This is a genomic window from Klenkia marina, from assembly GCF_900101025.1.
In the GTDB taxonomy this organism is placed as follows: Bacteria; Actinomycetota; Actinomycetes; order Mycobacteriales; family Geodermatophilaceae; genus Klenkia; species Klenkia marina.
The window spans coordinates 424,082-442,101 of record NZ_FMUH01000001.1 but is presented as its reverse complement, the minus strand read 5'-3'; the positions used below and the strand labels follow the sequence as shown (position 1 = coordinate 442,101).

Annotated in this window: 16 protein-coding genes and 1 tRNA gene; 8 read left to right on the top strand and 9 right to left on the bottom strand. The window is 74.6% G+C overall.

What is annotated here, in order from left to right; all coding sequences use genetic code 11:
* The first annotated feature begins 68 nt into the window (after positions 1 to 68).
* Entirely contained in the window at positions 69 to 1,046 is a 978-nt protein-coding gene (locus tag BLP29_RS02310; RefSeq protein WP_092799391.1) for a TIGR03557 family F420-dependent LLM class oxidoreductase, read from the top strand.
* A gap of 52 nt (positions 1,047 to 1,098) precedes the next feature.
* A complete protein-coding gene (locus BLP29_RS02305; RefSeq protein ID WP_207798263.1) occupies positions 1,099 to 1,971 on the top strand; it encodes an SDR family oxidoreductase in 873 nt (290 codons plus the stop codon).
* Here BLP29_RS02305 and BLP29_RS02300 read toward each other — a convergent pair.
* On the bottom strand, positions 1,964 to 3,334 hold the full coding sequence (locus tag BLP29_RS02300) for a cytochrome P450 (protein WP_207798262.1): 1,371 nt from the start codon (positions 3,332 to 3,334) through the stop codon (positions 1,964 to 1,966). The two genes, BLP29_RS02305 and BLP29_RS02300, sit on opposite strands and share 8 nt — an antisense overlap.
* A gap of 137 nt (positions 3,335 to 3,471) precedes the next feature.
* Entirely contained in the window at positions 3,472 to 4,380 is a 909-nt protein-coding gene (locus tag BLP29_RS02295) for an SMP-30/gluconolactonase/LRE family protein (protein WP_092799389.1), read from the bottom strand.
* Positions 4,381 to 4,436: 56 nt separating this feature from the next.
* Between BLP29_RS02295 and ppc the strand changes: the two genes are divergently transcribed.
* Positions 4,437 to 7,232 carry a phosphoenolpyruvate carboxylase gene (gene ppc / locus BLP29_RS02290; protein WP_207798261.1) on the top strand — a complete coding sequence of 932 codons (2,796 nt, stop codon included), beginning with the start codon at positions 4,437 to 4,439 and terminating at the stop codon, positions 7,230 to 7,232.
* Positions 7,233 to 7,367: 135 nt separating this feature from the next.
* Here ppc and BLP29_RS02285 read toward each other — a convergent pair whose 3' ends face one another.
* Entirely contained in the window at positions 7,368 to 8,696 is a 1,329-nt protein-coding gene (locus BLP29_RS02285; RefSeq protein WP_092799385.1) for an FAD-dependent oxidoreductase, read from the bottom strand.
* A gap of 61 nt (positions 8,697 to 8,757) precedes the next feature.
* Here BLP29_RS02285 and BLP29_RS02280 point away from each other — a divergent pair, with 61 nt between their 5' ends.
* On the top strand, positions 8,758 to 9,054 hold the full coding sequence (locus tag BLP29_RS02280) for a DUF1905 domain-containing protein (RefSeq protein WP_207798260.1): 297 nt from the start codon (positions 8,758 to 8,760) through the stop codon (positions 9,052 to 9,054).
* Positions 9,055 to 9,083: 29 nt separating this feature from the next.
* On the top strand, positions 9,084 to 9,395 hold the full coding sequence (locus tag BLP29_RS02275) for a putative quinol monooxygenase (protein ID WP_092800681.1): 312 nt from the start codon (positions 9,084 to 9,086) through the stop codon (positions 9,393 to 9,395).
* Here BLP29_RS02275 and BLP29_RS02270 read toward each other — a convergent pair.
* Together BLP29_RS02270 and BLP29_RS02265 are read right to left on the bottom strand one after the other, a co-directional pair.
* Positions 9,392 to 9,847 (bottom strand): GNAT family N-acetyltransferase, encoded by a 456-nt coding sequence (locus tag BLP29_RS02270; RefSeq protein WP_207798259.1) that lies wholly within the window; start codon positions 9,845 to 9,847, stop codon positions 9,392 to 9,394. The genes BLP29_RS02275 and BLP29_RS02270 overlap by 4 nt on opposite strands.
* Positions 9,848 to 9,875: 28 nt before the next feature.
* On the bottom strand, positions 9,876 to 10,682 hold the full coding sequence (locus BLP29_RS02265; protein ID WP_092799383.1) for an Fpg/Nei family DNA glycosylase: 807 nt from the start codon (positions 10,680 to 10,682) through the stop codon (positions 9,876 to 9,878).
* A 78-nt stretch (positions 10,683 to 10,760) separates the two neighbouring features.
* Between BLP29_RS02265 and BLP29_RS02260 the strand changes: the two genes are divergently transcribed.
* Entirely contained in the window at positions 10,761 to 11,597 is an 837-nt protein-coding gene (locus BLP29_RS02260) for an SCO6745 family protein (RefSeq protein WP_092799381.1), read from the top strand.
* Between the two features lie 77 nt (positions 11,598 to 11,674).
* Complete coding sequence (locus tag BLP29_RS02255; RefSeq protein ID WP_092799379.1) at positions 11,675 to 12,133, top strand: CBS domain-containing protein; 459 nt, start codon at positions 11,675 to 11,677, stop codon at positions 12,131 to 12,133.
* Between the two features lies 1 nt (position 12,134).
* On the opposite strand, the gene BLP29_RS02250 is transcribed toward BLP29_RS02255, so the two are convergent.
* Positions 12,135 to 13,484, bottom strand: coding sequence for a cryptochrome/photolyase family protein (locus BLP29_RS02250; protein ID WP_092799377.1), 1,350 nt, complete (start codon positions 13,482 to 13,484; stop codon positions 12,135 to 12,137).
* Positions 13,485 to 13,510: 26 nt separating this feature from the next.
* On the bottom strand, positions 13,511 to 13,843 hold the full coding sequence (locus BLP29_RS02245; protein ID WP_092799375.1) for a GNAT family N-acetyltransferase: 333 nt from the start codon (positions 13,841 to 13,843) through the stop codon (positions 13,511 to 13,513).
* Between the two features lie 221 nt (positions 13,844 to 14,064).
* On the opposite strand from BLP29_RS02245, the gene BLP29_RS02240 reads away from it, so the two are divergent.
* A tRNA-Arg gene (locus BLP29_RS02240) sits at positions 14,065 to 14,140 on the top strand.
* Between the two features lie 257 nt (positions 14,141 to 14,397).
* On the opposite strand, the gene BLP29_RS02235 is transcribed toward BLP29_RS02240, so the two are convergent.
* Positions 14,398 to 16,461 (bottom strand): hypothetical protein, encoded by a 2,064-nt coding sequence (locus tag BLP29_RS02235; protein ID WP_092799373.1) that lies wholly within the window; start codon positions 16,459 to 16,461, stop codon positions 14,398 to 14,400.
* Entirely contained in the window at positions 16,458 to 17,699 is a 1,242-nt protein-coding gene (locus BLP29_RS02230; RefSeq protein WP_092799371.1) for a hypothetical protein, read from the bottom strand. The genes BLP29_RS02235 and BLP29_RS02230 overlap by 4 nt, the downstream gene beginning before the upstream one ends.
* Between the last annotated feature and the right edge of the window lie 321 nt (positions 17,700 to 18,020).

Below are 18,020 nucleotides of genomic sequence, written 5' to 3'. Positions count from 1 at the left end.
GCGGCAGCGGAGGGTGGGCGCGCCGGGGTGGGGTTGGGGGTGCCTGCGCGGGGGGTAGGCGCCCGCGCATGAGCATGCAGCTGGGCTACACGATGATGACCGAGCAGGCGGGCCCCAAGGAGCTCGTCGCGCACGTGGTCGGCGCCGAGCAGGTCGGGTTCGACTTCGCCGTCAGCAGCGACCACTTCTTCCCGTGGCTGGACTCGATGGGCCACGCGCCCAACGCGTGGGTCACCCTCGGCGCGGCCGCGCAGGCGACCAGCCGCATCGACCTCATGACCTACGTGACCTGCCCGACCTTCCGGTACCGCCCGGCCGTGGTCGCGCAGCAGGCAGCCACGCTGCAGATCCTGTCCGAGGGCCGCTTCACCCTGGGCCTGGGTTCCGGGGAGAACCTCAACGAGCACGTCGCCGGCGAGGGCTGGCCGGCCGTCTCGGTGCGGCAGGAGATGTTCGCCGAGGCGGTGCAGCTGATCAAGGAGCTGCTGGCCGGCGACGGCTACACGACCTTCCACGGCGACTACTTCGAGGCCGACGGCGCCAAGATCTGGGACCTGCCCGAGGGCGGTGTGCCGATCGGCATCGCGGTGTCGGGGAAGTCCTCGTGCGAGCTGGCCGGTGAGTACGCCGACGTCATGATCGGCACCGAGCCCAAGCCCGAGCTCGGCGAGATGTTCGACGCCGCGGGCGGGGCGGGCAAGAACCGGGTCGGCCAGATGCCGATCAGCTACGGCACCGACAAGGCCGCCGCCGTGACCCGCGCGCACGAGCTGTTCCGCTGGTTCGGCCTGGGCTGGAAGGTCAACGCCGACCTGCCCGGGACGGCGGGCTTCGAGGCCGCCAGCGCGTTCGTCCGCGAGGAGGACGTCGAGGGCTCCATCCCGTGCGGGGACGACGTCGGCGCGGTCATCGAGGCGGCGAAGGAGTACGCCGACGCCGGCTACACCCACCTGGCGCTGGTGCAGATCGGCGGCGACCAGCAGCAGCCCTACCTCGAGTGGACCGAGCGCGAGCTCATGCCCGCCTGGCGCGAGGCGTTCGCCTGAGCACCCGGCTGCCCACGCCACCACCCGCCGCCCACCACCACCGGAGGTTCCCGTGACCCTGATCGACCCCCGCACCAAGCACCCGACCGACGTCCCCGGCCTGCAGATCGAGCACCCCGGCGGCACCGGTGAGCTCACCCCGCGCCCCGACCACGGCGAGGAGTCCTACCGCGGCTCGGGCCGGCTCGAGGGACGCCGGGCGCTCATCACCGGCGCCGACTCCGGCATCGGCCGGGCCGTCGCGATCGCCTTCGCCCGCGAGGGTGCCGACGTCGCGATCTCCTACCTCTCCGAGGACGCCGACGCCGAGGAGACCGCCCGCCTGGTGCGCGAAGCCGGACGCACCGCCCTGGTGCTGCCCGGCGACATCGCCGACGAGACCGTCGCCAAGGGGCTGGTCGCGCAGACCGTCGAGGGCCTGGGCGGGCTGGACCTGCTGGTGCACAACGCGGCGTTCCAGAACGTGGTGGACGACGTCCTGGAGTTCTCCACCGAGGAGATCGACCGCACGTTCCGCACCAACGTCTACGCCTTCTTCTGGCTGCTGCAGGCGGCCAAGCCCGAGCTGGCCCCCGGCTCGTCGGTGATCGTGACCAGCTCGGTGCAGGCGTTCACGCCGTCGCCGAACCTGGCCGCGTACGCCGCGACGAAGGCCGCGCTGGTCAACCTCACCAAGTCGATGGCCGACGAGTTCGCCCAGGACGGCGTCCGGGTCAACTGCGTCGCCCCCGGCCCGGTCTGGACGCCGCTCATCCCGGCGACCATGCCCGAGGACCAGGTGGAGGGCTTCGGCCAGCAGGCGCTGCTCAAGCGGGCCGCGCAGCCGGCCGAGCTCGCGGGCGCCTACGTCTACCTGGCCAGCGAGGACGCCAGCTTCACCTCCGGTGAGGTGATCGGCGTGACCGGCGGCTCGCCGATCAACTGAGCCGGTAGGCCAGCGCGGTGTGGTCGAGGGTGCGGGGGATCCCCTGCCCCTCGACCACCCGACGGCCACGGGTCTGCTCGACCCGGCGTTCGGCGGTGAGCGCGGCCAGCGCCACCCCGGTCGTGTGGAGCACCAGGTCGCGCCCGGGGCAGCGGGCCGGGCCGGCGCTGAAGGGCACCATCGACCACAGCGACGCGCTGGTGCCGGCGGGTGCGTCGGCGTCCGCCCAGAGCGCGGGGGCGAACCGGTCGGCGTCGGGCAGGGTCTCGTCGTCCCGGTGCACCAGCGACGAGGCGATCACGAACGTCGTCCCGTCGCGCAGCCGCGTGCCGGCCCAGTCGGTGGGGCCATGCGACTCGCGCAGCACCGCCAGCGTGGTGGGCCACAGCCGCACCGACTCGAGCACCGTGGCCCGCAGCGACGGGAGGTCGGGGCGGTCGGGGTCGGCCGCGGCGACCTCGCCGGCCACCGCGGCGGCGTGGTCGGGGTGCCCGGCCAGCAGGGCCAGGGCCTTGTACGTGGCGATGCCGGCGGCGTCCCAGGCGAAGAGCCAGTGGGCGACCTGGTCGGCCACCGGCACGGCCGGGTCGGCCGGTGCGGCGGCGACCGTGGCCGCGAGGCTGCCCGGCTCGGCGCGGTCGACGTACCGCCCGATGGCCGCGAGCAGTCGGGCGCGGGCCTCGGTGTCGGTGCGGCGCAGGTAGGCCCAGTTGCCGCGTCCGCGCAGCTCGCCGAGGAGGTCGGTGAGCGCCTCGTCGTCGCGGGCGGAGTCGCCGAGGGTCACCCGGCGCACCAGCCGCCACCAGGCCGGGGCGAAGGTCTCCCAGTCCCAGCGGCCCGCGTCGTGCAGCGGGCCGAGCTCCTCGGCGGCGACCCGGGCCACCGCGGCGGCCTGGGCGTGCAGCGGCACGTCCATCTGCAGCACCTGCTCGTTCCACCTGCGCCGGGCGGCGCGGTGGTCGGTGTCGGTGATGAGCACCCCGCCGGGCTGGAAGTGCTGCAGCGCGGCCTTCTTCTCCCGGGTCGCCGGCCGGAACGGCCCGCCGGTGAGCACCCGGCCGGCGTCGGCGGCCGACAGCACCAGCACCAGGCTGCGGCCGGGTACCCGCAGCCGGAGCGGGCCGGGGCCGTGCCGGCGGCGACTGCGCTGCAGGGCGCGCACCGCCCGGTCGTCGACCTGCAGCCGGTCGGCCAGCCGTACCAGGCGCGGACGCCGGACGATGATGCCCTGCGCCAGCATCGGGGCCAGCGCGGTCGCCGCGAGGCGGACGGTCTCGCCGATGCCGGCCCGGGACACCGGGCGCGGGACGTCGTCGGGGGGCAGCTGGACGGCGTGGTCGTGGGGTGCAGGAGTCGTCGTCACCCGGGGGCGCTACCCGACCCGGGGGGATCCGGAACCGTCACGGCCGCCCCGGTTCACCCGGGGTACCGGAAGCTCCACCCCCGCGAACGGGCCCGTGGAGTGGGGGAGAGCTTCCGACACCCGAGGAGGTGCAGGCGTCAGGCGCGGCGGAGGGCGTCGACCGGGCCGCGGTAGACGCCGGCGGGACGGCCGGTCACCCCGGGCCGGACGACGAACAGGCGCCCGGCGTCCGGTGGCACGTCGGTGAGCCCCTGCGTCGAGGTGCTGATGACCAGGTGGTCCAGGGACGGGCCGGCGAAGGCGCAGCTCGAGGTGTTCGCGGCGCCGACCCGCACCACGGCGACGAGCTCGCCGGCGGGGGAGTAGCGGCGCACCTGGCCCGCACCCCACAGCGCCACCCAGACGTGGTCCTCGTCGTCCATCGTGAGGCCGTCGGGCGGACCGTCGTCGTCGGAGAGGTCCAGGAAGACGCGGCTGTCGCCGAACGCGCCGCTGTCGACGTCGTAGTCGTAGGCCCGGATCTGCGCGACGCCGGAGTCGGCCAGGTACACCGTGCGGCCGTCGGCGGTCCACTCGATGCCGTTGCTGATGGTGAGGTCGGTCAGCGCGGTGTGCACCGACCCGTCGAGGTCGACGCGGTACAACGAGCCCGCACCGGGCCGCTCGTCCAAGCCCATCGTGCCGCCGAACAACCGCCCCACCGGGTCGACCGCGCCGTCGTTCATCCGGGTGCCGGCGTCGGGGCCCTCGCCGTCGATCGTCAGCAGCACGGTGGCCGTGCCGTCGGCCGACAGGTGGGTGAACCCGCCGTCGGCGCCGAGCAACCAGCCGCCCCCGGACGCCGGGACGACGAACCCGACGGTGTCCCCGCCCCGGTGCACGCCCACCTCGGCCAGCACCCCGGCCGCGGAGACCGTCGCACGGCGCACCTGCCCGGCGTCGATGTCCACCCAGAGCAGCTCGCGGCGGGCGGCGTCCCAGGTGGGGCCCTCCCCGTGCACGGCCGGCTCGACGTCCAGGACGGGGGTCGCGGTCAGCGTCTGCATGCCGCGATCCTCCCCGGGACACCGGGCCGTCACACCCGGACGGCACAATGCGCGCCGTGTCTGAAGCAACCGTGGACGTCGCCGATCTCGGCCGCACCGACCCCGACGGCCCGCAGGACGAGGCCCCGCTCCGCGAGGACATCCGCCTGCTGGGCCGGGTGCTCGGCGAGGTGGTGCGCGAGCAGGCCGGCGAGGAGGTCTTCGACCTGGTCGAGGCCGCCCGGGTCGAGGCCTTCCGCATCCGCCGGTCCGAGGTGGGCCGCGGGGGGCTGGCGCAGACCCTGGCCGGGCTCGACGTGCGCAGCGCCAACCACGTCATCCGCGCGTTCAGCCACTTCTCGCTGCTGGCCAACCTGGCCGAGGACGTGCACCACGAGCGCCGGCGCCGGCACCACCGCCGCGAGGGGTCCGCCCCGCAGAAGGGCACGCTGGCCGCGAGCTTCGACCTGCTCGACGCAGCCGACCTCGACCCGGCCGACGTGGCGCGCGAGCTGGCCGACGCCCTCGTCGTCCCCGTGGTCACCGCGCACCCCACCGAGGTGCGCCGCCGCACCGTCTCGCAGGTGCAGCGGCAGGTCACCGAGCTGATGCGCACGCGCGAGACCGCCGCCGACGAGGCGCAGTGGTCGGCGCACCTGTGGCGCGAGGTGCTCACCCTCTGGCAGACCGCCCTGCTGCGCCTGTCGCGGCTGCGCCTGGAGGACGAGATCGACGAGGCGCTGCGCTACTACGACCTTTCGCTGTTCGCCGTCGTCCCGCAGATCAACGCCGACCTGCGCGCCGCGCTGCACCAGCGCTGGCCCGACGCCGACCTGCTGCCCACCCCGATGCTGCGCACCGGCTCGTGGATCGGCGGCGACCGCGACGGCAACCCGTTCGTGACCGCCGCCGCGGTGCGCCGGGCCACCACCCGCGCCGCCGAGACCGCGCTGGGGCACCACCTCGGCGAGCTGGTCGCCCTCGCCGACGAGCTGTCGATGTCCGAACGCCTGGTCACCCCGACCCCCGCGCTCGAGGCGTTGGCCGAGGCGTCCCGCGACGACTCGCCGTTCCGCGCCGACGAGCCCTACCGCCGTGCCCTACGGGGCATCTACCGGCGCCTGGCGGCCACCGCCCTCGGCGTCGTGGGCCACGTGCCCGGCCCCCTGCCGGACGTCGAGCTCGAGCCCTACGCCGAGCCCGCCGAGCTGATCGCCGACCTCGACGTCGTGGCCGCCTCGCTGCGCACCCACGGGGCCGGCGCCCTGGCCGACGACCGGCTGCGCCGCCTGCGCGACGCCGTCGAGGTGTTCGGGTTCCACCTGTCCGGGCTGGACATGCGGCAGAACTCCTCGGTGCACGAAGAGGTGCTGGCCGAGGTCCTCGCCTGGGCCGGGGTGTGCGACGACTACGCCGCGCTCGACGAGACCGCCCGGCGCGAGCTGCTGGTCGGTGAGCTGCGGCTGCGCCGTCCGCTGGTCGGGGCCGGTGCCCAGCTCTCCGAGCTCGCGCGCGGTGAGTTCGACCTGCTGGCCGCCGCGGCCGAGCAGGTCCGGCGGCTGGGCCCGCGGGCGATCCCGAACTACGTGATCAGCATGTGCGAGTCGGTCTCCGACGTGCTGGAGGTCGCCGTCCTGCTCAAGGAGGTCGGCCTGGTCACCCTCGGCGAGGACGGCCTGCCCGCCTCGCCGATCATGATCGCGCCGCTCTTCGAGACGATCGGCGACCTCAAGGGCGGCGGCGAGACGCTGGCCGCGATGCTCGCCGAGCCGGTCTACCGCTCGATGGTCGACGGTCGGGGCGGCACCCAGGAGGTCATGCTCGGCTACTCCGACAGCAACAAGGACGGCGGCTACCTGGCCGCCAACTGGGCGCTGTACCGGGCCGAGCTGGCGCTGGTCGAGGTCGCCCGCGAGGCCGGGGTCAAGCTGCGGCTGTTCCACGGCCGCGGCGGCACCGTGGGCCGGGGCGGTGGGCCCTCCTACGAGGCGATCCGGGCGCAGCCGCCGGGGTCGGTCGCCGGGCAGCTGCGGATCACCGAGCAGGGCGAGGTCATCGCGGCCAAGTACGCCGAGCCCGACCTGGCCCGCCGCAACCTCGAGGCGTTGGTCGCCGCCACGCTCGAGAGCTCGCTGCTGTCGCTGGAGGGCCTGGGCGACGAAGCCGAGGGGGTCTACGCGCTCTTCGACGACCTGGCCGGCCGGGCCGAGGCCGCCTACCGGGCGCTGGTGCACGACACCCCGGGCTTCGTCGAGTGGTTCCGCGCGGCCACGCCGATCCGCGAGCTGGCCGAGCTGAACATCGGGTCGCGGCCGCCGTCGCGCAAGGCCGGCGACAAGATCACCGATCTGCGGGCGATCCCGTGGGTGTTCAGCTGGTCGCAGGCCCGCATCATGCTGCCCGGCTGGTTCGGCACGGGCACGGCGCTGCACGGGTGGATCGGTGACGACCCGGCCCGGCTGGCCCAGCTGCAGGACCTGCACGCCCGCTGGCCGTTCTTCCGCACGGTGCTGTCGAACATGGGCATGGTGCTGGCCAAGACCGACCTCGAGCTGGCCGCCCGCTACGCCGAGCTGGTGCCCGACGAGCAGCTGCGGCACCGGGTGTTCGACGTCATCACCGCCGAGCACGAGCGCACCGTCGCCGTCCTGCTGGCGATCACCGGCGACGACCACCTGCTGGCCGACAACCCCTCGCTGGCCCGCTCGATCCGCAACCGGTTCCCCTACCTCGAGCCGCTGCACCACCTGCAGGTCGAGATGCTCCGCCGCCGGCGCGAGGGCGGCGACGACCAGCCCGACGGCGAGCTCGTGCGCCGCTGCATCCAGCTGACCATCAACGGCGTCGCCACCGCCCTGCGCAACTCCGGCTGACGCCCTGGACCCGGCGTGGATCAGCTGGGTTCACCGGGGTCCGTCCTGGGTCACCGACGCCGGTGACCCAGGACGGCCGTTCGTGGACCCAGCTGATCCACGCCGCGGGTCACCGGCCCGACGTGCACGCCCTGATCACCGCTGGGCCCCGTGGGCGTGGGCGCGCAGGGCGTCGCGGTCGTGGATGGTCGTGCGGGCGCGGCCGCGGGTGGCGCCCAGGGCGTGCTCGGCGTCGTCGATGGCCCGCCAGTTCTCCAGCAGCACGGGCCGGCGCCCGCGCGCCCGCAGGGTGTCGACCAGATCGGCGCCCTCGACCCGAGGCAGCGTGGGGGAGTCGGCGAGCAGGGCGGCCACCGTCTCGCGGGCATCGTGCTTGTTGGTGCCCACCACCCCGGTCGGCCCGCGCTTGATCCACCCGGCCACGTACTCACCGGGGCTGACGGCGCCGTCGCGCAGCACCCGGCCGCCCTCGTTCGGCACGGTGCCGCCCTCGACGGCCAGGCCCGGCAGGTCGTGCCCCTGGTAGCCGATCGCGGCCACCACCAGGTCGGCGGGCAGCACCTCGGTCTCGCGGGTCCCGCTCAACCGGTCGGCGGGGTCCACGGCGGTGCGCTCGACCACCACGCCGGTCACCCGCTCGTCGCCGCACAGCCGCACCGGGCGGGCGAAGAACCGCAGCCGCACGCTGGCCTTGCCCGCCTCCGGCACGTGCTCGGCGAACTCCCGCAGCGCGGCCAGGTTGCGGGCCACCGCGCGCACCTCGGACTCCTCGTCCAGCCCGTCGGGGTCGGTCAGCGCGACGGCTGCGGACAGGTGGCCGAGCTCGCGCAGCTCCTGGGTGGTGAAGGTGGCCTGCGCCGGCCCGCGCCGGCCCAGCAGCGTGATCCGCTCGACCGGGGCGGCGGCCAGGACGTCGAGCACGTGCTGGGGCATGTCGGTCTGCTCCAGCTCGGCCGGGCAGCGGGCCAGCACCCGGGCGACGTCGAGGGCCACGTTGCCCACCCCGACCAGGACGACGTCGCGCGCGCGGGCCAGCGCCGCCTCGACGCGGGCGCGGTCGGCGTCCGGGTGGCCGGTGTACCAGGCCACGACGTCGGTGGCGGCCAGGCTCCCGGGCAGGTCCTCGCCCTCGATGCCCAGCCGCCGGGCCCCCGAGGCGCCGTGGGTGAACACGACGGCGTCGCAGTGCGCGCGCAGGTCGGCCACCGACAGGTCCCGGCCGACCTCGACGTCGCCGACGAACCGCACGCCGGGGTGGTCGAGCGTGTGCCGCAGCGTGTCGGCCAGCGCCCGCATCTTGGTGTGGTCGGGGGCGATGCCGTGCCGCACGAGGCCGAAGGGCGTGGGCAGCCGGTCGAGCAGGTCGACGGTCACCGGGACGTCGTCCTGGCCGGCCAGCGCCTCGGCCGCGTAGATCCCGGCCGGACCGGCCCCGACGACGGCCACCCGCAACGGTCGCTCCATGGGCGAACAGTGCCCGACGGGAGGACTGGGCACCAGGGCGCGGCCGGGGCAGGCTGCGTGGGTGGCCGTCCTGGAGTTCGACGTGACCGGGCCCGTCGTCGAGTGGCGCGGGCCGGCGCCGCACCACTTCGTCGAGGTGACCGGCGACCTGGCCGAGCAGGTCTACGAGGTGGCCCGGCAGGTGACCTACGGCTGGGGCATGGTCCCCGTGCGGTTGCGCGTCGGGGCGACGACGTCCACGACGGCGCTCTGGCCCCGCGGAGGCGCGTACGTGGTGCCGCTGAAGGTCGCCGTCCGCCGGGCCGAGGGGATCGACCTGGGGGACGTCGTCACCGTGCACGTCGAGGTGCAGGGGTGAACCCCGTCGGCGCGGGGCAGACCCGGAGCATGTCCATCACCGTCGTCGCCACCATCACCCCGAAGCCCGACCGCCTCGACGCCGTCCGCGACGCGTTCGTGCAGGCCATCCCCGCCGTCCACGAGGAGGACGGCTGCGAGCTCTACGCGCTGCACGCCGGCAAGGGCGTGCTGGTCATGGTCGAGCGGTGGCGCGACGGCGCCGCGCTCGAGGCGCACGGCGCCGGGACGACGTTCAACCAGCTCAGCGAGGGCGTGAAGGACGACCTCGCCGAGCCGCTGCAGGTGCACATCCTGGAGGCCGTGCCCGCCGGGGACGACGCCAAGGGCGCGCTCCGCTAGAGCAGCAGCTCCAGGAACTGGTTGTCCGGGCCGGCCGCGTAGTCGCCGAACGGCCCGCGGTCGACGAAGCCGTGGCGCCGGTACAGCGCCACTGCGGGCGTGAACGGCGGTGCCGTGCCGGTCTCCAGCACCACCCGGGCGAGCCCCTGCGCCCGGGCGTGGTCCAGCGCGTGCGCGAGCAGCGCGGCGGCCACGCCCCGGCGCAGGTGGTCGGGGTGGGTGCGCATCGACTTCAGCTCGCCGGACGCAGACAGCGCGACCATGCCGGCCAGGGAGTCGCCGTCCCACGCCGTCCAGACCGTCATGCCCGGGCAGGTCAGGCCGGTGAGGTCGAGGGCGTAGGAGGTGCCGGGCGGTGAGTCGGCCAGCATCGAGCCCACGTGCAGGGCGATCAGCTCCCGCACGCGGGGGTCGGTCAGGTCGTCGGGTCGGATGGCCAGCACACCGGTCATCCCACCCGACGCACGTTGCCGGGGTGTGTCAGACCGCCTGGCAGGTCGGGCACCAGAACAGGTTGCGGCCCACCATCACCTCGGTGCGCACCGGGGTGCCGCAGATCCGGCAGGGCAGGCCTGCGCGGCGGTAGACGTAGTGCGCGTCGTCGCGGGTGACCGCGCCGCGGCGGCGGGAGCGGTCCTCGGGCCGGGTGGTCACGATGCGCCCGGCCTTGACCCCGGCCCGCAGCAGCACGACCAGGTCGGCCCAGATCGCCGTCCACTCCGTCTCGCCCAGGTCGCGGCCGGCGCGGAACGGGGAGATGCCGTGCCGGAAGAGCACCTCGGCGCGGTAGACGTTGCCGACCCCGGCCAGCACGGCCTGGTCCATGAGCAGCGCGCCGATGGTCACCCGCGAGCGGCTGATCCGGGCCCAGGCCTTGCCGGGGTCGGACTTCCGCAGGGGGTCCGGGCCGAGCCGGTCGAGGATCAGGCCCATCTCGCCGTCGGTGAGCAGCTCGCAGGCCGTGGCGCCGCGCAGGTCGGTCCACACGCCCTCGCCGTCCTCGCCGGGGCCCTCCCAGCGCATGCGCAGGGCGCCGCGGGGCTCGGGCGGGATGCCGCGGCCGGACGTGTACTTGCCGTAGAGGCCCAGGTGCACGTGGACGACGTCCGGCCCGAAGACCGCGAACAGGTGCTTGCCCCAGCTGGTGACCTCGTCGAGCACCCGGCCGTCGACCAGCTCGGCCTCGGCGGCGAACCGGCCCTGCGGGCTGGTCACGTGCACCTCGCGGCCGGCGAAGGCGGCGTGCTGCTCACGGGCCAGGCGGAACAGGGTGTGGCCCTCAGGCATGCGGAATCACGCCTTCCATCCTGACCGGTGGTGCACGACCGTGCTGCCCGCGGGCGGACGGCGGGGCAGGATCGCGGCATGACCGTCACCCCCGCCCTGGCCCGCCGCGCCTGGGGCACGCTGGAGACCCTGCACGTCACGGGCTTCTTCGCCCCGGAGGTGAACGCGGCCTACGACCGCTTCGCCGTGCCGGCCACCCGCGCCGGGTACTTCGCCGCCCGGGCGTCGGCGTTCGGTCCGTGCGCCCCCGAGCTGGTCGTCTCCACGTTCTACGTCTTCGCCCCGCAGCTGGTGCGTGCCGCCGTCCCGGCCGTCTGGGACGCCGCGCCGCCGGCCGACTGGGCCGCCGCCCGCCGCGAGGGCGTGGCCACCCGGCTGCACGACGTGCTGGGCGAGCCCGATGTCGCCGAGGCCGTCGAGCTGGCCCGCGAGGCGTGCGCCGGGCTCACCCCGGCCGGCCGGCCGATCTACGCGGCCTGGTCGGCGGTGGAGTGGCCGGAGGACCCGCTGCTGCAGCTGTGGCACGCCGGCCTGCTGCTGCGCGAGCACCGCGGCGACGGCCACGTCACGGCCCTCCTGTCGGCCGGCCTGGACCCGGTGGAGGCGCTGGTCACCGGCGGTCTGGCCTCGGGGTCCACCGAGTTCGTGCGCACCACCCGCGGTTGGTCCGACGACGAGTGGGCGGCCGGCACCGAGCGGCTGCGGGCCCGCGGGCTGGTCGACGACGACGGCCTCACCCAGGCCGGCCGCGACCTGCGCGACGACGTGGAGACCGTCACCGACTTCCTGGCGGTCGAGGGCTGGGCGCACCTGGGGGAGGAGCGGCTGCACCGGCTGGTCGAGCTGGTCACCCCGCTGCGGCAGCGGATGCTGGACTCGGGCACGCTGCCGGACTGGATCCGCAGCCGCGGCTGAGGTGTGACCGGGTCGGTGCGGCGGAACCGGCGCGGACCGGGCAGGCTGGAGGTCCACGAGCCGGAGGGAGGGCGAGCATGGGTGACCCCTGCGCGGGTGGGTCGAGCGCCCGCACCGCCGGCGAGGCCATGGTGCTCCTCCCCAAGACCTGCCCGCCGTCCACCACCGCTGCGCAGGCGCGGGCACTGTTCGCCGACGACCACGTGCACGCCCTGCTGGTCGTCGACGGCGCCCGGCTGCTGGCCGTCGTCGAGCGCGAGGACCTGCTCGGGAGGACGACCCCCGACGCCCTGACCCCCGACGTCCCGGCCCACGAGCTCGGCCGGCTCTACGGCCGCACCGTGCCCCCCGGGGCGCCGACCGACGTGCTGGTCACCCGGTTGCGTGCCGAGGGTCGCCGGCGCCTGGCTGTGGTGGACGAGGGCGGTCACCTGCTGGGGCTGCTCTGCTTCAAGCGCAGCGGCCGCGGCTTCTGCTCCGACGCCGACATCGCCGCCCGCTCCCGCGAACGCGCGCTGATCGCCGCCGGCTGCTGACCTACCGGCCGCGGGCCTTCGCGTAGCGGTCCAGGGCCACCTCGCGCTCGTGCTTGTGGTCCACGATCCGCTCGGGGTAGCCCTCGGGCAGCTCGCCCTTCCACGGCTCGTGCACGGCCTTGCCGGCGATGCCGCGCAGCTCGGGGACGTACTTGCGCACGTAGTCGCCGTCGGGGTCGAACTTCTGGCCCTGGGTGACCGGGTTGAACACCCGGAAGAACGGCGAGGCGTCGGTGCCGGTGCCGGCGACCCACTGCCAGCCGTGGTTGTTGCTGGCCAGGTCGCCGTCGACCAGGTGCTGCATGAAGTAGCGCGCGCCGACCGTCCACTCCTGGTGCAGGTCCTTGACCAGGAAGCTCGCGACGATCATGCGCATGCGGTTGTGCATCCAGCCCTCGGCGAGCAGCTGGCGCATGGCGGCGTCGACGACGGGGAAGCCCGTGCGGCCGGCGGCCCACGCCTCGAAGTCCTCCTCGGCGTCCTTGCCCGTGGAGTAGGTCATCCCCTGCAGTTCGGGGTTGTAGTACTCGCGGGCGGTCTCGGGGCGGTGCCACAGGACGTCGGCGTAGAAGTCGCGCCAGCACAGCTCGGTGACGTAGGTGTCGACGCCCTTCCCGGTCTGCCCCGAGTCGGCGATGTCCTTGAGCAGGGTGCGCGGGTGCACCGTGCCGAAGTGCAGGTGTGCCGACATGCGGCTGGTGGTGTCGAGGTCGGGGCGGTTGCGCTGGTCGTCGTAGTCGGCGATGCGCTCGTCGAGGAAGGTCTTCCAGCGCTCGTGGGCTGCCTCCTCGCCGGGCTCGAGCACCTCGGTGCCGCCGAGGTCGGGCGCTTCGGGCAGGTCCTCGGACGTCGCCTCCGCCCATCTGACGCTGCGCGGCCGGGGGGCCGGGTCGTGCCAGCCGTGGTCGCGCCACCGCCTCGAGAAGGGCGTGAAGACCTTGAACGGGGTGCCGTCGTCCTTGGTGATCGTGCCCGGCGCGACGGCGTAGGGGGACCCGGTGCGCACCAGGTCGACGTCGCCGAGTGCCTTCTCGACCGCGGCGTCGCGGCGCCGTCCGTAGGGCCCGGTGTCGGCCGTGATGTGCACCGAGGTGGCATCGACCTCACGGGCCACCGCGGGGACGACGTCCTCGGGCTTGCCGTGCCGGATGACCAGGTGGCCGTCGGTGGCCTCGTGCAGCGCGGCCAGGCAGCCGGCGAGGAAGTGCCGGCGCGGGTCGCCGGACTTCTCCCAGATCGCCGGGTCGAGGACGAACAGCGGCAGCACGTCACCGACATCGCGGGCGGCGAGGAAGGCGGGGTTGTCGCTCAGGCGCAGGTCGCGGCGGAACCAGTGGATGGCGGTCGGCACCGCCTGAACCTAGGCAGGTTGCACGGTCAGTGCGCGGTGAGCGGCAGACCGAAGTGCGGGCGGTCGTCGGGGCGCACCAGGTCGTGGTCGGCCGGGTGCTGCTGCAGGTAGTGCCGCACGAACGAGCAGTACGGCAGCACCGAGAGGTGCCGCTCGCGGGCGGCGGCCAGGACGGCGGCCACCAGGACGGTGCCCAGGCCCCGGCCGGCGACGGCGGGGGAGACCTCGGTGTGCGGGAGGGTCATGACGTCGGCGTCGACGTGGTAGGTCGCCGTGCCGACGACGGTGCCGTCGACGCTGATCTCGAAGCGGCCCCGGCTGGGGGCGTCCTCGACGTGCACCTGCTGCGTGCTGCTCATCGTGCTCGTTCCACCTCCTGCCCGGCTCCGGTGCCGGGACGTGGAGCCGTGACTGCTCGACTCCGGACAGACAAGGTAACCATTGCGTTCCGTTTCCGCTCCTGCTGGTTCGACGATCTTCCTCGTCCGGGGGTTCCCGTCCAGCTCCGTCGCGGCGCGTCGCGCGGCCGACGTGGTGCTGGATGCCGCTGGGGCGCCAGCTAGCCTCGTCACGATCCAGAGCCCCCATAGCTCAGGGGATAGAGCATCGGTTTCCTAAACCGTGTGTCGCAGGTTCGAATCCTGCTGGGGGCACCACCTGGCCCTAACCGTTGGTCCCGAAATGGGCTGACCGTTCGGCCGATGCGGGAACAGCGAACGGCCCCGCGGCCCCGAAATGGGGTTGCGGGGCCGTTGTCGCGGCCGCGGCGGGCGTCCGGAGGGCACCAGACAAGGCGCCGGGACAGGAATGGCGCCAGCGGGAAGGAAAAATGGCCCCGGCTGCCCGTTTACGGGCAGGCCGAGGCCATCGGTGGTTCTGGTCAGGGTGGTGCTGGGCTGGACCGGGTCGCCGGTCAGGTGGCCGGTGGTGACCCCGGTGGTGCGGCGGCGCGTGCATCGCCGGCAGCGGCGAGCTCTTGCGCGGCGCCGATGCGTTCGCGCATCTCCAGCCGCAGCTGGGTGTGCAGGCGGGGCTTGCGGCGGACCGAGCGCACCGGGGTGGCGCCGGCGGCCGCGGCGGCCTTCGCGGCCGCGGCCTTGCGCTGGCGGGCGGTGAAGGTCTGCATCAGGCGCAGGTTGGCCGCCATCACGGTGAACAGGCTCATCAGGGTGGTTCGGGCCAGGCCCATGACGCGGAACCGGCCGCGGGTGAGGTTCTGCGCGGCGTCGTTCTTGACGTTGCCGAAGATGCCCTCGACGCGGTTGCGCCGGTTGATGCTCTTCCACCATTCCGCGGACCCGTGCGGAAGGGGCTGCCAGAACGGCAGCTCGTCCATGCTGACGCGGGACTTCTGCTGGCCGCAGATCTTGGGCAGAGTGCGCGGCCGGAACACGGCGGGGTCGGTGGTCAGCCGGCGGCCGGTGGGCGGCTTGGCCATCGAGGTGGGCTTCAGGTCGCAGCGCAGCGACCCGAGCAGGCTCATGGCCTTGCAGCCGAAGTCCCAGCTGCCGTCGTCGCGGCGCCCGCCGACGGCGTGCAGGGCGTAGGGGGCGCGGTGGGCGATCTGCTGCTGGTAGGCCAGCACCGCCGAGCGGGGGGCGGCGACCTTCGGTGGGGTGATGTCGCGCAGGTGGTGGGGCAGGCGGGGGCTGTAGGGCTGCCCGTCGACGACGATGGCGCCGTTGAGCAGGGGGCGCTTGCCCTGCCCGATCTGGTTGGCTGTCAGGTGATGCACGGAGTCGAAGCCGAGGGCGAACACCGGCCAGATCCAGTCGTCGGCGCGGTCGACCTCGGAGGTGTAGGCGCGGTCGGCGAGGATGTCGCGGCGGGCCCGGTGCGGGCGGCCGGCGGCTTCGTCGGCTCGTTCGTGGTCGGCGACCATGCGGGTGAGCAGCTCCAGGCCGGCGTCGCGGGAGTCGGCGTTGGCGGCGGTGAGTTCGATCCGCTCGACCAGGCACGGGGTGTCGGGGCCGTCGACCTCGCCGACGCGGACCACGCCGTGCAGCCAGTAGCCGAACCAGCCGGCGCCCTTGCCGTTCCATCGCGCGTCGGGGTCCGAGAGCATCTCGGGGCGGCGGGGCTGCTTGTGGAACTGGTGTGACCAGCTGGGCAGCGCCGAGCCGTCGACGGCGTAGGAGCCGGTGTGCGGGTCGCTGGGCAGCGTGGCGTCCAGGCCGCGGTCCAGCACGTAGCGCAGCGCGGCCAGGTTGGCGGTGAGAGTCTGCTCGTGGGTGGCGCGGGCGGCGGTGTGCAGGGTGCGGCGCAGCTCGAGGTTGTCCGGGCCGGGGTGGGCCTCGCGGATGCGGTCGTGGGCGGCGCGGCGGGCGGTGTAGTTGTGCGGGGAGTCCGGGGAGGGGTCCAGGGCGTGGGCGATCTGATTGAACAGCCGGGACACCTTGCGTTCGGTGACGGTGGCGGGCACGCCCAGGCGGTGCTTGTCGGTGGGGTGCAGGCCGTTCAGCACGGCGACGACGTCGCGCAGGATCATGGCCTGCTCGGCCAGGGCGAGCAGCAGCAGCCCGACCAGCAGCGCGCGGACGCCGAGCTCGCGGGTGCGCCCGCCGGTGCGCCGGCCGGTCTGGGCGGGCAGCAGGGACTCGATGTAGGTGACCAGCGGGCCGCGGTCGACGGTGGCTTCGGCGAGGGTGACCAGCGTGCGGGGGATGGTCAGCACGGTGACCTTGTCCGGGCCGACCAGCGGCGCTGCGGCCGAGGCGTCGGTCACCGCAACCCAGCTCCCGGCCGCTTCCTGGGGCGCCAACCCGGGCGTGGTGCGGCGGGGGAGAGCGACCTGCACGTCGGGCCCGGTGGTCGGGACGAGGCCGGCGATCAGCTCACCGAGCACGTCCCGACCTGTGCCGTCGGGCTGGTTGACGAGCTGGTCGGCAGGCTCGTCGTCGAGGTCGATGACGTCGTCGCCGTGTTCGCCGCTGGGGTCCTCGTCGAGGATCTCGCCGGTGTGCGGGTCGACCCTCACCGCGGGTCCCTGAAGGGCAGCCGCGGGGCGGGGTGGGTGAGGCCTGGCAGGGCGAGCTGCCCGGCGGTGGGCACCGGGCCGGTGCCGCAGCGCAGCGCGGTCTCGTAGGCGTCGTCGGCCAGCGGGGTGAGCCGGTCGGCGAGGGAGGCCAGGGTGCGCTCGCCGGTGATGCCGGCGGCGCGGACGATGCCCGGGTAGGGCGCGCCTCCGGCCAGGACGGCGGCCAGCCACGTCTGGCGTAGCCGCCCGGCGGTGATGGGGAAGCGGGCGTCGCGGTCCCAGCCGGTGGCCTGCACGACCTCGTCGGTGACGTTGGTGGTGCGCTTGAGCCGGTCCAGGAACTGCCCGTCGCCGGCCTCCAGAGCGGCGGCGGCCACGGCGTGCTCGGCGGCGGCCAGCACCGGGATGCGCCGGGCGTCGGGTCCGAGGGTGGTGACCACGACGGCCTGCGCGGTGGTGGTGACGTCGGTGCCGCGCAGGTGCATCAGCCCGCCGTCGGCGCGCTGCACCAGGTCGCTGTTGCGGACCCCGGTGCCCAGCCCCAGCCACACCAGCCGCGCCAGCCGCGCGCCCAGGCGGGTGCCCAGGCGGGGGCTGCGGTGGCTGTCGCAGAAGTCCAGCACTTGCGCCAGCTCGCTGCCCGACAGCGGGGCTTGGGGGTCGTGGGCGGTGAACTTCATCGGTGCGGCGGGGGTCTCGGCGACGAGGATCCGGCCGATGGCGCGCAGCCGGGAGGCGAACGTGGAGGCGTAGGACGGCGGCGGGGTGACTGCCGCCGCGCCGGTGCCGATGGGCCCGCCGGCCAGGGTGGTCTCGATCGCGTCGGGGCCGTACCAGCCGGAGATGGTCCGGCTGGCTCCCACGGCCAGCCGGGCGCGGCTGTGGGTGTTCAGCGCCATCGAGATGCCGTAGGCCGCCCGGGTCGTAGTCGGGGACAGCACGGCCATGCCCAGGCGGAACAGGTCGGCGGCCTGGGTCCACTGCTCGGCATCCAGGGCCGCGGATCGGTACCGGCCAATCAGGCCGGCCATCGCGGGGTCCAGCGCGGCCAGGGCGACCTGCAGTCGCGCGGCCACCAGGTCGACCGACTCGGCCGGCGACGTCGCAGCGGGATCCGCGTCGGCAGTCTGGGCGCGGGGGGAGCGAAGGCGCCTGGCCGGGCCGTCGGGTGCGGCTGGCCGGGCGGCGGTGGGCTTGCGGGCGGCGATGCCGCTGCGGGTGAAGCGGGCCTCAGCCACCTCGCACCGCCGACCTGCTGCCCGCCGTGCGCCTCACGCTGACCTCCACGCCGCCTGGGATGGCCTCCCCCGCCACCCAATCCATCGAACGCATGTTCGAACTGGTGTTCGAAGCGAACCACGTCCGCAAATCAAGATCAACCCGCGTGGGTCGGTGGCCGCAGGACGAAGCACGGCCGCACTGGTCCCGAGGATGCGATGCGGCGGCAATCGCGACCAGGCCCGCGGGCCGTGCCGACGGTGAGCGGCGGCCGATAACCGCGGTGGCTGTGCCCCCAGGTCAGCGGAGGGTGAGTACGGCAAACAAGGGTGACGCGATGG